The organism is Bacillota bacterium, from assembly GCA_040754315.1.
In the GTDB taxonomy this organism is placed as follows: domain Bacteria; phylum Bacillota; class Sulfobacillia; order DUSP01; family JBFMCS01; genus JBFMCS01.
Window position 1 is genome coordinate 20,025 of the sequence record JBFMCS010000051.1, and the last position, 13,254, is coordinate 33,278.

12 protein-coding genes are annotated in these 13,254 nt (G+C 61.7%); 8 read left to right on the forward strand and 4 right to left on the reverse strand.

The features are described 5' to 3' along the window. Positions 1 to 966, forward strand: coding sequence for a leucyl aminopeptidase (locus AB1576_10790; protein MEW6082238.1), 966 nt, complete (start codon positions 1 to 3; stop codon positions 964 to 966). A 124-nt stretch (positions 967 to 1,090) separates the two neighbouring features. After that, complete coding sequence (locus AB1576_10795) at positions 1,091 to 2,563, forward strand: 4-hydroxyphenylacetate 3-hydroxylase N-terminal domain-containing protein (GenBank protein ID MEW6082239.1); 1,473 nt, start codon at positions 1,091 to 1,093, stop codon at positions 2,561 to 2,563. 19 nt (positions 2,564 to 2,582) lie between these two features. On the opposite strand, the gene AB1576_10800 is transcribed toward AB1576_10795, so the two are convergent. After that, positions 2,583 to 2,828, reverse strand: coding sequence for a hypothetical protein (locus tag AB1576_10800; GenBank protein MEW6082240.1), 246 nt, complete (start codon positions 2,826 to 2,828; stop codon positions 2,583 to 2,585). Between the two features lie 191 nt (positions 2,829 to 3,019). Between AB1576_10800 and AB1576_10805 the strand changes: the two genes are divergently transcribed. Beyond that, positions 3,020 to 3,367, forward strand: a complete 348-nt coding sequence (locus AB1576_10805; protein ID MEW6082241.1) for a helix-turn-helix transcriptional regulator — start codon at positions 3,020 to 3,022, stop codon at positions 3,365 to 3,367. Between the two features lie 134 nt (positions 3,368 to 3,501). On the opposite strand, the gene AB1576_10810 is transcribed toward AB1576_10805, so the two are convergent. The 3 genes from AB1576_10810 to AB1576_10820 are packed head-to-tail and all read right to left on the reverse strand — an operon-like array spanning position 3,502 to position 7,803. Further along, the gene (locus tag AB1576_10810) at positions 3,502 to 4,725 is read right to left on the reverse strand and encodes an HlyD family efflux transporter periplasmic adaptor subunit (protein ID MEW6082242.1); all 1,224 of its coding nucleotides are present in this window, start codon (positions 4,723 to 4,725) and stop codon (positions 3,502 to 3,504) included. Between the two features lie 14 nt (positions 4,726 to 4,739). Beyond that, on the reverse strand, positions 4,740 to 7,085 hold the full coding sequence (locus tag AB1576_10815) for an FtsX-like permease family protein (protein MEW6082243.1): 2,346 nt from the start codon (positions 7,083 to 7,085) through the stop codon (positions 4,740 to 4,742). Positions 7,086 to 7,095: 10 nt separating this feature from the next. Further along, entirely contained in the window at positions 7,096 to 7,803 is a 708-nt protein-coding gene (locus AB1576_10820; GenBank protein MEW6082244.1) for an ABC transporter ATP-binding protein, read from the reverse strand. Between the two features lie 491 nt (positions 7,804 to 8,294). Between AB1576_10820 and AB1576_10825 the strand changes: the two genes are divergently transcribed. The 5 genes from AB1576_10825 to AB1576_10845 all read left to right on the forward strand — a co-directional run bounded on the left by AB1576_10825 (position 8,295) and on the right by AB1576_10845 (position 12,955). Beyond that, complete coding sequence (locus AB1576_10825) at positions 8,295 to 9,029, forward strand: hypothetical protein (protein MEW6082245.1); 735 nt, start codon at positions 8,295 to 8,297, stop codon at positions 9,027 to 9,029. Continuing rightward, entirely contained in the window at positions 9,026 to 9,733 is a 708-nt protein-coding gene (locus AB1576_10830) for a DUF3108 domain-containing protein (protein ID MEW6082246.1), read from the forward strand. The genes AB1576_10825 and AB1576_10830 overlap by 4 nt, the downstream gene beginning before the upstream one ends. 25 nt (positions 9,734 to 9,758) lie before the next feature. Next, positions 9,759 to 10,484, forward strand: coding sequence for an ABC transporter ATP-binding protein (locus tag AB1576_10835; protein ID MEW6082247.1), 726 nt, complete (start codon positions 9,759 to 9,761; stop codon positions 10,482 to 10,484). Then, complete coding sequence (locus tag AB1576_10840) at positions 10,481 to 12,157, forward strand: hypothetical protein (GenBank protein MEW6082248.1); 1,677 nt, start codon at positions 10,481 to 10,483, stop codon at positions 12,155 to 12,157. Before AB1576_10835 ends, AB1576_10840 begins: the two co-directional genes overlap by 4 nt. Positions 12,158 to 12,454: 297 nt before the next feature. Next, positions 12,455 to 12,955, forward strand: a complete 501-nt coding sequence (locus AB1576_10845) for a hypothetical protein (protein ID MEW6082249.1) — start codon at positions 12,455 to 12,457, stop codon at positions 12,953 to 12,955. The last annotated feature ends 299 nt before the right edge of the window (positions 12,956 to 13,254 follow it).

Here is a 13,254-nt window from a genome sequence, read left to right on the forward strand (position 1 = left end):
GTGAAGAGGATCGCCATGATGGAGGGGGCCAGGCGTCTCCTGGAGGTGTGTGCCGGCACCAGGCCTGGCGAGAGGGTGCTGGTGGCTACGGATGTTAGCATGCCCTTGAGCGTAAGCCAGGCGCTGTTCTCCGCAGCCCTGAACCTCGGCGCCATTCCGGTCTTGGCGGTGATGGGCTTCCCCATGGGGGAGGAACCGCCGGAGCCGGTGGCCGCGGCCATGCTATCCAGCGATGTGATCCTGGCGCCCACCTCAAGGAGTCTCTATCACACCAAGGCGTGCAGGGAGGCGTGCGAGAGGGGGGCAAGGCTCCTGGCCATAACGGAGTGCCTGGAGGACACCCTGATGAAGGGCGGCATAATGGCGGACTTCCGGGGGCTTGAGCCTGTTGTGCAGAGGGCTGCCGGGATACTGGCCAAGGGCAGCTGGATCAGGATAACGACACCCGCGGGCACGGACATCAGTGCCAGCATTGAGGGGAGACCGGGGAACGCCAACACCGGTGTGTGCCAAAGGCCCGGGATGAGGATGGGGGTTCCCGACATCGAGGTGAACTCCCCTCCCATTGAGACCACCACCCAGGGCCAACTCGTGATAGACGCGAGCATCGGCCAGATCGGTCTCCTGAGCCAGCCAGTGGTGGTCGAGATCGATGGGGGCCGGGCTGTGTCCATCCAGGGCGGCCCTGAGGCTAAGGCCATGAAGGAAGTGCTGGACAAGACTGGGGACCCGGCCTCTTACGTTGTGGCGGAGCTGGCGGTGGGGCTCAACCCCGAGGCCTCTGTGGTGGGTCGTATCATAGAGGACGAGGGCGCCTACCTCACAGGCCATGTGGGGTTCGGAGACAATATAGGGCATGGTGGGGCCAGTAAGGCCCCCATCCACCTGGACGTGGTATTCTGGCACCCCACCGTGGAGGTGGACGGCCAGGTGATCTTCAAGGAGGGGTTAATAGCCTTCCAGTGAGAGAAGGCCCTCCCCTTTCCCGGGGGGGAGGGTGGCAAAGCACACTACGGCCAATCCATGGTCCAAGAACCCCTGGGGTGACGATGCAAGGTCCCGGGGGAAACACGCAGGGGAGGAGTACCCCATGCCTCTCATGACCGCTGGTGAGTACCTGGATAGCCTGCGGCGGATGAAGCCCACTGTCTACATCCTGGGTGAGAGGGTTGACAGTCCCACGGAGGACCCTCACATAAGGGCCTCCATCAACGCCACCGCCGCCACCTACGAGCTGGCCTTTGACCAGGAGTACAGGCACATAGCCTTGGTGGAGTCTCCCCTAACGGGGGGGATGATAAACAGGTTCAACCACGTGGCCTCATCCATCGAGGACCTGGTGGCCCGGGTCAAGATCAACAGGGTCCTGGGGCAGAGGGTGGGAACCTGTTTCCAGCGGTGCACGGGGCTGGATGGCCTGAGCGCCCTCTCCATTACCACATACAACATGGACAGGAGGTATGGCACCCAGTACCACCAGCGCTTCCTCGGGTTCCTTCGCTACATGCAGGAGAACGACTACTCGGGCCACATAGCCGTTACCGACGTCAAGGGTGACAGGAGTAAGAGGCCACACCAGCAGGCGGACCCCGACCTCTATCTGCGGGTGGTGGAGCGCAATGAGGATGGCATTGTTGTGCGGGGCGCCAAGGCTCACCAGACAGGCTCCCTGAACTCCCACGAGACGATAGTGCTGCCCACAACAGCCCTCCAGGAGGCTGACACGGACTATGCGGTGGCCTTCAGCATCCCCGTGGACACGCCAGGGCTGGTCCACATCTACGGCCGGGGTACCCTTGACAGCAGGGAAGTTGAAGGGGTGGACCTGGGGAACTGCTTCTACGGCAAGTACTGCACCCTTGTGGTTTTCGATGACGTCTTCGTACCATGGGACAGGGTCTTCATGTGCGGGGAGTGGGAGTTCGCCGGGGAGATGGTGTCTCGTTTCTCCTCCTACCACCGCCAGTCCCACGGGGGGTGCAAGAGCGGGCTCCTGGACGTGGTGTCCGGCGCCGCCTACACCATGGCGGAGTACAATGGTACCGCCAAGGTGTCCCACATCAGGGAGAAGCTCACCGACATCATCCACAGGGCTGAGACCATCTACGCCTGTACCCTGGCCTCCTCCTACGAGGGGCACCGGGAACCCTCGGGCACCTACGCGGTTAACAGCGTGCTGGCCAACGCCGCCAAGATACACGAGGGGCGCGATCTGGTGGAGGCCATGCGGCTTCTCCTGGATATAGCAGGGGGACTCGTTGGTACGATGCCTTCGGAACTTGACCTCCAGAACCCCGCCACCGGGGCTTTCTTAGAGAAGTACCTGAAAGGGGTGGAGGGGGTGCAGACTCGAGACCGCATGAGAATGTTCAGGCTGGTTGAGAAACTGGCCATGGAGAGCCGGGACCTTGTGTCGGCGGTCCACGGAGGGGGCTCGCCCCAGGCCCACCGCCTAACCATCCTCAGGGAAACGGACCTCGAGGCGAAGGCGAGGCTTGCCCGGAGGCTGGCAGGGATCCAAGATGGCCCAAGCCCAGGGTTAGCACCTGGGGTGCGCCCTTGAACCCTGATCCGGGACAGGCCTACTTCCGCGAGGACATGAGGGCCAGGTGCCGGGGGGCCTCACCGCCTGGCCTTGCCCGCTTCAGCCTGTGGTAGACGGTGTGAAGCCTGTCGAAGTGCCCCGATAGACATAACACTTCGGGGTGCCTTAGGTTCCCGCCCACCCTCTCCACAGCGGCGGTGATTTCCCGCCTCACGCGTTCCATCTCCTCCAGCAAGGCTCCCACCTCAAGTAGTCCCAGCCCCTCTTCTGCCAGAGAACCCATTGAGTTTCTCTCTCCTGTCTGCCTGCGGGGGAATAGGGGTATGCTTCCGCTAAGGAACAGCATCGCTTCTTCAAGTCTATTCGCTGGCATCCGGGCATGTCAATGGGCAAATGACAGTGGCGGCTAGGAACGTGCCTTAAGGTGGGGTTCCGTGCTACACTGGAATTGACGAAAGAGGCATTGGAGGCCCAATGAGCAGGTTCGCTGAACGGTTAAGACAGACCAGGATATCTCGAGGCCTCACCCAGGAACGCCTGGCATCCTTTCTGGGCGTGTCTAGGTCTACCGTGGCCGGTTACGAGGCGCCCAGCAAGGAACGGGAACCGGACTTCGCCTTCCTGTCAAAGCTTGCCGAGATCTTGGATGTTACCTCGGACTACCTCCTCGGCTTGAGTGATGACCCAGCTGCCGGGAAGAAGAGGGCTTCGATGGCGGCGGACCGCCCGGACCCCCTGTCAGACCTGCCTGAAGAGGCAAGGAAGTCCGTGGAGGACTTCATAGAGTACACTAAGAGGAAGTACGGGAGGAAGAAGGACTAGGATCTCTGCTCCTTCCTTTCCCTCTTTCAGTGGCCTCCAGGTTGCAGAGGTACACCTTTTCCCATTCCAGGCTGGCCATCAATGTCACCGTCTGGTGAGCCCACTCGACCTGCAGGCCAGGACCTCCCACCAGGCTACTTCAGGGTGACCCTGGCTCCCGGTGCGATCTCCGAAGGCCAGGATACGAGGACAGCCGTTCCCTCTGATAGGCCCGAGATCACCTCCACATAGTCTCCTCCCTCGGCCCCAGCCTCCACTGGAGCCAGCTGGGCGCGGTCGTTAACCACGACGAAGACATGCTTGGTGCCATCTATCTCAAATACCGCGCGCTTTGGCACCCTGAGGGATGTGGAGCTGTGGACCACAATGTCCACGTCTACCGGGTAGCCGGGGAGCGCCCCTCGGTCACTGGGCGCATTCAGCAGTATCTCCACAGGCACCCGCCGTTGCCTCAGGCCTAGTTCTGAAAGGGATTCCACCGCCTGGGGGTAGATCTTGGATATCCTACCTGGGATCACCTGCCCTCCCAGGGCATCCCCGGAGACCACCACCTCCTGGCCCAGCCTGATCTGGGGCATATCCCGGGCCAGGACCTCACACCTTACCATAAGCTCGCCCGAGTAAACGCTGGCCAGGGGGGCCCCCGGCAACACCAGGCTCCCCTCGTCTACCTCCAGGCTGGCCACCACACAGTCGAAGGGCGCCTGGATTACACACTTGTCCATCTCCGCACGGAGGCTCTCCATTTCCAGGGAAATAGCGTCCATCTCAGCTTGGTACCGCTCCAGCCCCTCAGGGGAGGCCTGGCCCACCGCCCGGCGGAGAGCGGCCTCGGCTCCCTTGAGCCTGGCCGCGGCTATGTTGTAGCGGTCCCGGGTGAGGTTCCACTCCTCCTCCTTGACCAGCCCGATGTGGTTGACCTCCAGGAGTTCGTTGTAGTCCTCCAGGGCCCGCTCGTACTCCACCTTGGCTGCCTCCAGCTCCGCCTCGGCGCTCCTTATCTCGAGCGGCACGTCGAACTCAGATGCCGTGAGAAACCTGGCCCTGGCGGCATGGAACCGCGCGTCGGCCATGGCCAGCTCGAGCCTGAGGTCTTCGGTATCACCCACGAGGATGAGGCTGCCTTCGGGCAGCCGGTCGCCCTCTTCCACTGCTACCTGCTTCACCAGGAACTGCGTCTCGGCAAAGAGGGTTTGCTCGCGGACTGGAGCCAGGTAGCCTGTCTCGGAGATGGACTTGACCACCGGCCCGGTCTCAGCCATGGCTACCTCCACCTCCAGGGCCTTGGGCCTGGAGAGTTGGAAGAGCACAGCCCCCACCACAAGGACCAGCACAACGATGTAGAGTCTCTTTCTCACGGCCTTCTCACCCCTTATGTGAGCCTGATCTTCAGCGCGTCCAGGAAGCGAACCTTCCTCACCTTTAGCCACATGGCCACCATAACGCTGGCGAAGAACCCCAGGGTTATGCCCAGGGTCCAGACATGGGGCCAGAAGAGTGCATCCTGGGGAAGGTAGTAGATCTCCGTGCTGAATGAACGTGCCAGGAGTATCCAGAAGAGGTGGCCCAGGGGCACACCCAGGATTATACCGCCCACCAGCGCCGTGAGGTTCTCCTTCAAGACGATGGAGAAGACCTCGGCCTTGGAGAAGCCCAGAACCCTCAGGGTGGAGAACTCCCTGAGACGCTCCGAGAGGCTGATGGAAGCGGTGCTGAAGAGTGTGGCGAACCCGAACACGCTGCCCAAGAGCACCATGATGCTGAGGGAGTAGATGCCCATCTCCATCATGCTGCGGTAGGATTCTATGAGGTCCGCGGGGGAGTGCACAGCCTCCACCCGGGGCACGTCATCCAGGGAGAGCCTGAAGTCTTGGTGGGTCTTCACTGCTACGCCTGTGAGGATCTCCTTCTCTCCGAGGATCTCCTCCATCTGCTCCAGGGACATGTAGATGGTCGAGCCCAGGTACTGCCGGACGATGCCAGTCACCGGCACATCGTGCTCCCGGTCACGGTCGGTGAAGGAGGTGATGCGCAACACAGACCCGGGAGACGCGCCAAGCCTGCCGGCGAGGTACTCCGGGATGAGTATGCCCCGGGTGGGTATGGGGAGGTTCCTTCCCCCCGCATCCTCCAGCCTGAAGAGCTCCGTGTCCACCGGGATTGCCCTGGCCAGCGCGAACCCCTCCCTCCACCCGTAGTTGATCCTCAGGTACTGTTCGGCATAGGGTTCAACCCTGGATGCACCCGCCGCCGATTCCACCTCCGCAAGCACGCTGTACCCGGCGGGGGAGGTAAGGCTGACCGAGTAGTCGTAGGCCTCGAGCTCCCCGAATTGCTTCTCCAGAAGTGAGGTGAAGATGATGGTGGAGTGAAGGGGCACCAGTATGCAGGCGTAGGTAAGGCCGATCCCTACTACGGCGAAGGCTAGCCGCCTCCGGTTTCGCATAAGACTCCTGAGCATCATCTTGGAGGTGCTCGCCAGGCGCCTCCACACGGCCGTGAAGGCCTCTAGGAAGATGGCTCGCCCCACCTGGGGCACCGGAGGCCTCATGGCCTCAGTCGGGGAGATACTGGTGGTCTTCAGAGCCGCCAGGAGGCCGGCACACCCTGAGACCAGGCAGGATGCTATGAGTCCGGCCAGGTAGAGCCCAGGCCGGGGGGACGACTGCATCAGCGGGATGCGGTAGAACTGGGTGAAAAAGGGCAGCATCAGGAGGGCAAGGAGGTAGCCGGTGATTATGCCGGAAAGGGAGCCTGAGAACCCGATGAGAATGGAGTACTTCACGTAGTGGGCGATGACTGCCACTTTGGAGTATCCCAGGGCCATCAGGATCCCGATGGGGATGCGCTCTGCCTCCACCATCCGGGACACCATGAGGTATACCACGACCACCCCTATCCCCAGGAACATGGTGGGCAGCAGCGTGGAGAACTGCCCGATGCCGTTGAGTTCCTCCATGGTCACGGCGTGGCTCAGCTGGTTGTCTCTCTCGGTGACCCGCATGCCAAGGTCACTCCAGTCCTCCTCCATGGACGTTCGGAGATCGGCCGCCCTTCCCTCATCATCCAGGGTGGCCACGAGGCTGTTGATCCGGCCCTCCATGCCCAGGAGGTTCTGGGCTGTCTTAAGGGGCATGAAGGCTATCCCGAACCTCTCAAAGTCCGGGAACATGTCCCTTGCGTCCTTGATGGCATACACGAACTCGGGACTCTCCACCACGCCTGTCACGGTGGCTCTCACGGGTTCCCCATGCATGAAGAGGGTAAGGGGGTCCCCGGGCGCAAGATTGTTGGCGTCGGCGTACTGCTTCAAGAGGGCCAGTTCCACGCCTCCCACGGGGTCCGGCAGGGAACCGGAGATGATGTGGAGAGTGTTTATCCTGTGGTCGGCGGGGTAGGAGACCACCCGGACGGTGGCGCGGACGCCCGGTGAGGGTTCAGCACGGGTATCGAAGATCAGGCGTCCCTCGGCCCGGCTCACCCCAGGCAGGGAGGCCACGTCCCGGGTGATGGTCTCAGGCGACGAGTTTAGGTCCGCGAAGAGGTGCGCGAACCCATACTGCCTGTAGTATTCTGACAGCGCCGTCTCCATGTTGTAGTGTGTGGTCCTCATCGCCACGAAGATCATCAGGCCCACCAGGAGCGTGAGGGCCGCAGCGGCGAACTGGGAGCGCGTGGCCCCCACGGTGCGTATGAGGAGACGGTCCAGTGTCTTCAAGACTGTCCACCTACCACTCTATCTCTTCAGCTGTGGCGGGGTGGGGGTTCTCAATGATCTCCACCGCCTTGCCGCTTCGCATCCTAATCACCCTGTCTCCCATGCGGCCGATGGCCACGTTGTGGGTAATCAAGACAACAGTGGTGCCGTACTGGGTGTTCAGGTTTCTCAGGAGCGCCAGGATGCCCTTGCCCGTCTCGTAGTCCAGCGCCCCAGTGGGCTCGTCGCACAGGAGTATCCCTGGGCGCTTTGCGATGACCCTGGCAATGGCGACGCGCTGCTGTTCCCCCCCGGAGAGCTGGGAGGGGAAGTGGCTGGCGCGGTCTGACAGTCCAACGCTGGCCAGGGCCTCGTCTGCCGGGAGCGCCCGGTCATGAACCATCTCCGTGGCCAGTTCCACGTTTTCCCGGGCAGTGAGGAAGGACATGAGGTTGTAGATCTGGAACACGAACCCTACCTCCCTCCGCCGGTAGGCGGTGAGCCCGGCATCGGTCAATGCGGTGATCTCCTGGTCTTTGTATATGACCCGGCCTGACGTGGGGAAGTCCATGCCGCCCATGATGTTCAAGAGCGTGCTCTTGCCCGAACCGCTGGGGCCGGTGATTACCAGGAACTCTCGCTGGGCAATACTAAGGTCAATACCGCGCAGCGCCTTTACGGTGACATCCCCCAGCTGGTAGTGCTTCCGGACATCCTCCACGACCATGATGGCGGGCACAGAAGATTCCTCCTTCGCCGGCTGTCCTGGGGGCCCCTCGGGCCCTGGTTGAATCATGACACTTGGAGTGTATTCACCCCCTCATCCCTGTTCCCTTCCCGGGGGGATGAAGTTGTTGCCCAGGGCACGGTGACTCAAGGGACTTGCTGGATGCCCCAGACCGGTAGGCAAGGGAGGGTCGGGGGAACTTCCCCGGGGCGATGGCCGTCAAAAAAAGGGGAATCATGACCGTCCCCCTTTGAAGTCTACGTCGCGTGGCCGTGCACAAGCGACCTGTATCCCGGCGTTGACCCGCGGGCATCACAGGGGGTTCGACTCGAGGAAGGCCTCAATGTGCCGTGACTCCAGGTGCCTGTTGCCCCGGGGTTGCTCGGGTGATACCATAATGGGGGGCTGGCCCTAGCCCTCCGCCTCTTACATGGGCTGGTGTTCAACGCTCTACAGATCAACCCCTGTGCAGGTGCCCTGCCCGGGTGAAGGGAGGAAGCAGCATGAACTGGGGCGATCCCCTGTCCCTCCTGGCGACGATGGAGGTCCGCGGCTTTGTTGCCATGGCCACCATGGCCGCCCTTACGCTGGGACTGCTCTTCGGGACCCACCGGAGTAGGAGACCGGGAGGCAGGACAGGTGCACTGGCCCTCTTCGTCCCAGCGGTCCTCGGGGCCGTGACCTTCGTGCCATCCATCGCATACATCCAGATACCTCTGCAAGTCCAGGTGTCCTACCTGGCCATGGCCACCCTTTCCACGGCGAACCCACTAATCCTGTCCATACCCCCCATCCTGCTGTCCGGTCTTATCCAGGAGAGTGTCAAGCTGGGGACCGCCGGTCTCTCCCGAGCCCTTGGCCCGAGGGCCGTGTCCCGCTGGATGGTGGGGGCCCTCACCGGGCTCGGCTACGGCGGCCTGGAGGCATGGGTGGTACTTTCCCCCGTCCTTGCCTCAGGGATTCCCGGGCTCCAGGTACTCCCGGCCCTCCTAGAGCGTCTCGCCGTGATGCCCCTCCACGCTGCCCTGGGTGCCATTGTGTACGCATTCTGGGACAGAGGGGCGGGACCGGGCCTGGCAGGCCTATTCCTGGGCGGCCTCATCCACTCCATGGTGAACTACAGTGCTGTGCTCTTCCAGGCAGGCACCATTAGCCTAGCAACGGTATACATCTACCTTTTCTTGACCGCAGGCGCGACGACGGCCTATGCAAGATACGTGGGGAGGGAGATAAGGTGAGGCTCTCATGGCTCATAGGAGGTGTTTTCCTCCTTGCCGCTCTGACCCTGCTGGGGTGTGGTAAACCTGCAGAGGTGGACCTCTCCGTCCCCTGGACGGACGGGGAGATTAGTGCCTACCAGCTGAGCCAGAGGGGCGAGGCAGTGGGGACCATCAGGCTCTCCCTGGAAGAGAAGGACGGAGCGTGGGAGTACAGAAGCGTGACCGAAGTGAGTGGCTTCATTGAGGAGGTAAGGGTGCTGGCGGGCAAGGAGAGCCTGGTGCCATTCCGGGTGGATTTCCTGGCAAAGACCCAGGATACGGAGATTTCCTATCAGGCAGTCTACCAGGAGGGGAAGGCGGTCATCAACGCCAGGAAGGCCGGTGGCGCACAGTCGGCCCAGGTGAAACTGCCCTCGCCCCCCTACTTCGAAAATGAACAGTTCCTCATGCTGGTAAGGGCTCTCCCGCTTCAGGCTGGTTGGGAGGGCCGGCTGAACATCATAGTCACCCGCACCGCCAGCAAGACCGAGCTGGCCTTGGAGGTAGTGGACCGGGAGACCGTGGAAACCCCGGTGGGAGCCCTCCAGGCGTGGAAGGTGGAACTGGAGGGTGCAAACCAGTTTGCCTGGGTGGAGGTGGAACCGCCCCACCGGCTGGTGAAGTACGTGAACGGTAATGCGGAAACCGTGAGCCTCCTGGCTGAGTATCGCAGCGGGGGCTGAACAAACCCCGGAAGGGATGTGGGTCATGATCAGGCTGTCCAGAGTATCCAAGAGCTATAGCAGGGGAGCCGTGAAAGCCGTGGACGCCCTTGACCTGGAGGTGAGGTCCGGCGAGATCTTCGGGTTCATAGGACCCAACGGCGCCGGCAAGACCACCACCATCAAGATGATGGTGGGCCTCCTGGAACCGGATGAGGGCATCATTGAGGTGAACGGACACGATATCTCCAGAGAACCCCTGGAGGTCAAGAGGTCCCTTAGCTTCGTGCCGGATAACCCCGTGGTGTACGAGAAGCTCACTGGCATCGAGTACCTGAACTTCATGGCAGACGTGTACGGGGTTCCTGCCGGTGTGCGAAGGGAGAAGGCATCCCACCTCCTGGAGATGTTCGGACTAGGAGGGGCCGTGAACGATCTCATCCAGAGCTACTCCCATGGGATGCGCCAGAAGATAGTGCTAACGGCCGCCCTCCTCCACGACCCTGCAGTGTTCGTCATGGATGAGCCCATGGTGGGGCTTGATCCCCGGTCCTCCGCCAGGCTCAAGGATCTCATGCACGACCAGGCCTCCCGGGGTGGCACTGTCTTCTTTTCCACCCACATCTTGGAGGTGGCTGAGCGCCTGTGTGACCGTGTGGGCATCATACACCAGGGCCGCCTGATAGCCTGCGGCACGCTGGATGAGCTCAGGCAGCAGGCCCAGAACAAGGAGTCCCTTGAAAAGATATTCCTGGAGATGACTGAGGAATGATGGACAGCACATTCTGGACCCTGGCCAAGCTTCAGATGAAAATGGGGTTTGGGCTTTCGGCCCTCAGGTACTACTGGGTAAAGAGAGACCGGAAGATCTGGTCATCCCTGGGGATCATCGCCCTCATAGTCCTGGGCATCTTGCCCATATTTAGCTTGTATATCGTGGTGCTGAACGCAACCTTTGATGTCGCCGTTGTCCTTGGCCAGCAGCAGGTGGTGCTTACTATGGCAGTGGTGTTTTCCACCGTCCTGGTGTTCTTCCTGGGCATCGTGTTCGTGGCGTCGACCTTCTTTTTCTCGGATGACCTTCCCTTCCTGATGTCCCTGCCTGTCAAGCCCCAAGTGGTGCTGGGCGCCAAGTTCGTCCCGGTGCTGGCCAGCGAGTACCTGACCATGGTGCCCTTCATCGTGCCGGCCCTCTGGGTGTACGGCACCAGGAGTCAGGTGGGCCCTGGTTTCTGGCTGGCAGGGGTTGCCGTGTACGCGCTCTTGCCGGTGGTGCCCCTTACCGTTGCCGCCGTAGCTGTGCTCTTCATCATGACAGCCACCGGCGCCGCCCGGAAGCGGGACGCCCTGAGGCTTGCAGGCATGATACTGCTGGTCGCCTTCGCGCTGGGGCTCAACTACTTCCTCACCAGGATACCCCAGGGACAAGAGGCGTCCTTCCTCCAGGAGGTCCTCCGCGACCCGGACGGCCTCTCCCGGAGGGTATCCGTGATCTACCCACCGGCCCTCTGGGCCACCCGGGCGATGGTCGGGGGGGGAGGGGTCGCTGCCCTGTCAAATCTCCTGGGATTAGCCTCCGTGGCTGTCTTCGGGGTGTGGGTCATGATGGCGGTGGCCCACCGCGTCTACTTCCGGTCCTGGGTGAGAGGCCAGGAGGTCCAGCGCTCCCGCCAGCTGTCCCAGACCCAGGTGGACCGGCGCCTGTCCCGCTCCTCCAACCCCGTGTGGGCGATTGCCGCCAGGGAGATCAAGATCCTTGTCAGGACCCCGGTTTTCCTCTTCAACAGCCTGGCAGTGCTCGTCATCGCACCCGCAGCCCTGATCCTCCCCTTGATCTCCGGTGACTCCCTGGGCACCCTCCTGCCCTTGCTTGCCAACCCCGAAGTCCGGCCCACGGTGGTCGTGGCTGCAGCGGGGTTCGTGGCCTTCATGTCCATCTTCACTCCAGCGCTGTCCAGCTCGGTATCCCGCGAGGGCCGTACCTTTTGGATATCCAAGGTTGTGCCCCTTGACCCTGTGATGCAACTCCAGGGAAAGCTCCTCTCGGGCTGCCTCATATCCTCCCTGACGATTGCCCTGGTCGTGCTTACCGCCCTGGTATTCCCGTGGACGCTGGCGGACATCATCATCATATCCGTGGTGGGCACGGTGGCCTCCTTTCCTACCCTGGTGGTGAGTCTCCTCCTGGACCTTCTCAGGCCCTACATGGACTGGGACAATCCCCAGCGTGCCATTAAGCAGAACATCAACGTTCTCCTGGGCATGGTGGCCAGTGTGGCGATACTGGTGCCGCCTGGCCTGGCGGCCTACTGGGGGCTCAGGAACGACTGGCCCGGGATGGGGATACACGCAGCCATTGTGGTTGTATCAGTGATTACCGGCGGAGTGCTGTACAAGGCCATGACCTCCATAGCTGGCCGCATGTACCTGAAGGTCCGGGTCTAGACCGCCGGGAATTGTGAAGACCGCGAAGGGATTCTGAGGCGGGGAACCCGTGCCCTCAGTGGCGTGGCTTCCCCGCAAAGCCGCGCCCCATCTAGGTTCCTCGCCTAGACTGAGATCGCCAGGCGCCAAGACCCGGGAAAATGTCCCGCCTTCCAGCAAAAAACCTCTCCCAACGGCAGGATTCCTTTCTTCTGAGTGGAAACTTATCTAAACCACAAGAAGCATGTTTCCCTAAGAATAGAGGGTGCCCTGGGGCGCCGGAGCGGATAAGCCTTCCACTGCGGGAGGTGCAAATCGATGGCGTGTTACCTGTGTGGTGAAGAGGCTGTGGTGGAATGCCCTATATGCCACCGGAAGGTATGTACCGAACACCTGGCCTGCACGAACTGCAGTGACTGGGCGAAAACCAAGAGCATTCGGATGCGCCAGAAGTGGTGTGATTTCTGTGAGAAGGAGACCGAGGAGACCACCTACAGGTGCGCCAAGTGCAGAAAGAGGTTTTGCCCAGAACACGGCCAGCTGGTGCACGGGACCTTGCCAGGCACTGAGATCAAACCCGGTGGCATGGCCAAGAAGGACAACCTGTACTGCCGCTGTGCCGAACACCTCAAGGCCCCTGACCAGCTGGGCGCCGGTGTTGAGTACATACCCACGTGGAAGGAGATCTTTCGAAAAAAGCTGGACGAGGCTCCAGAGGTCTTCGAGTGCGAGGTATCCGATGACGAGCTCATGGAGTGGGAGAGCACCATGTCCTGGGAGCCCGTCCTCAAGAAGAAGTCTGACGCCAAATGCGACTAACTGAGTCCGGCCTCCCGAAACGAACCCAGCTGTGAGGGTCTTGTCATGCCCTCCAGGGTCTACGATAGAGACCACATGGAGAAATGGAAGGCATAGAAGGCATAGCTGAGATGCACGCGCTCAGGTTCGGGTACCTATCCTTCCGTTCGCGTAGCGAAGCCGGTTTTCCTTCGCGCTCGTCCTATGGCGCCCCAGGCATTCCGTTACCTCCGACTCCAAGAGTTCCAGGACTAACTTTTGCGCTCCTACCCGCATTAATTCGCCCGTCAGATCCCCTGCCTCTTTTCCTTGCCTGAGTG

What these genes read in the sequence shown, in the direction of transcription:
- AB1576_10795 (MEW6082239.1), top strand. Translation starts at nt 1,091, where the DNA reads ATGCCTCTCATGACCGCTGGTGAGTACCTGGATAGCCTGCGGCGGATG.
- AB1576_10805 (MEW6082241.1), top strand. Translation starts at nt 3,020, where the DNA reads ATGAGCAGGTTCGCTGAACGGTTAAGACAGACCAGGATATCTCGAGGC.
- AB1576_10840 (MEW6082248.1), top strand. Translation starts at nt 10,481, where the DNA reads ATGATGGACAGCACATTCTGGACCCTGGCCAAGCTTCAGATGAAAATG.
- AB1576_10800 (MEW6082240.1), bottom strand. Translation starts at nt 2,828, where the DNA reads ATGGGTTCTCTGGCAGAAGAGGGGCTGGGACTACTTGAGGTGGGAGCC.
- AB1576_10835 (MEW6082247.1), top strand. Translation starts at nt 9,759, where the DNA reads ATGATCAGGCTGTCCAGAGTATCCAAGAGCTATAGCAGGGGAGCCGTG.
- AB1576_10825 (MEW6082245.1), top strand. Translation starts at nt 8,295, where the DNA reads ATGAACTGGGGCGATCCCCTGTCCCTCCTGGCGACGATGGAGGTCCGC.
- AB1576_10845 (MEW6082249.1), top strand. Translation starts at nt 12,455, where the DNA reads ATGGCGTGTTACCTGTGTGGTGAAGAGGCTGTGGTGGAATGCCCTATA.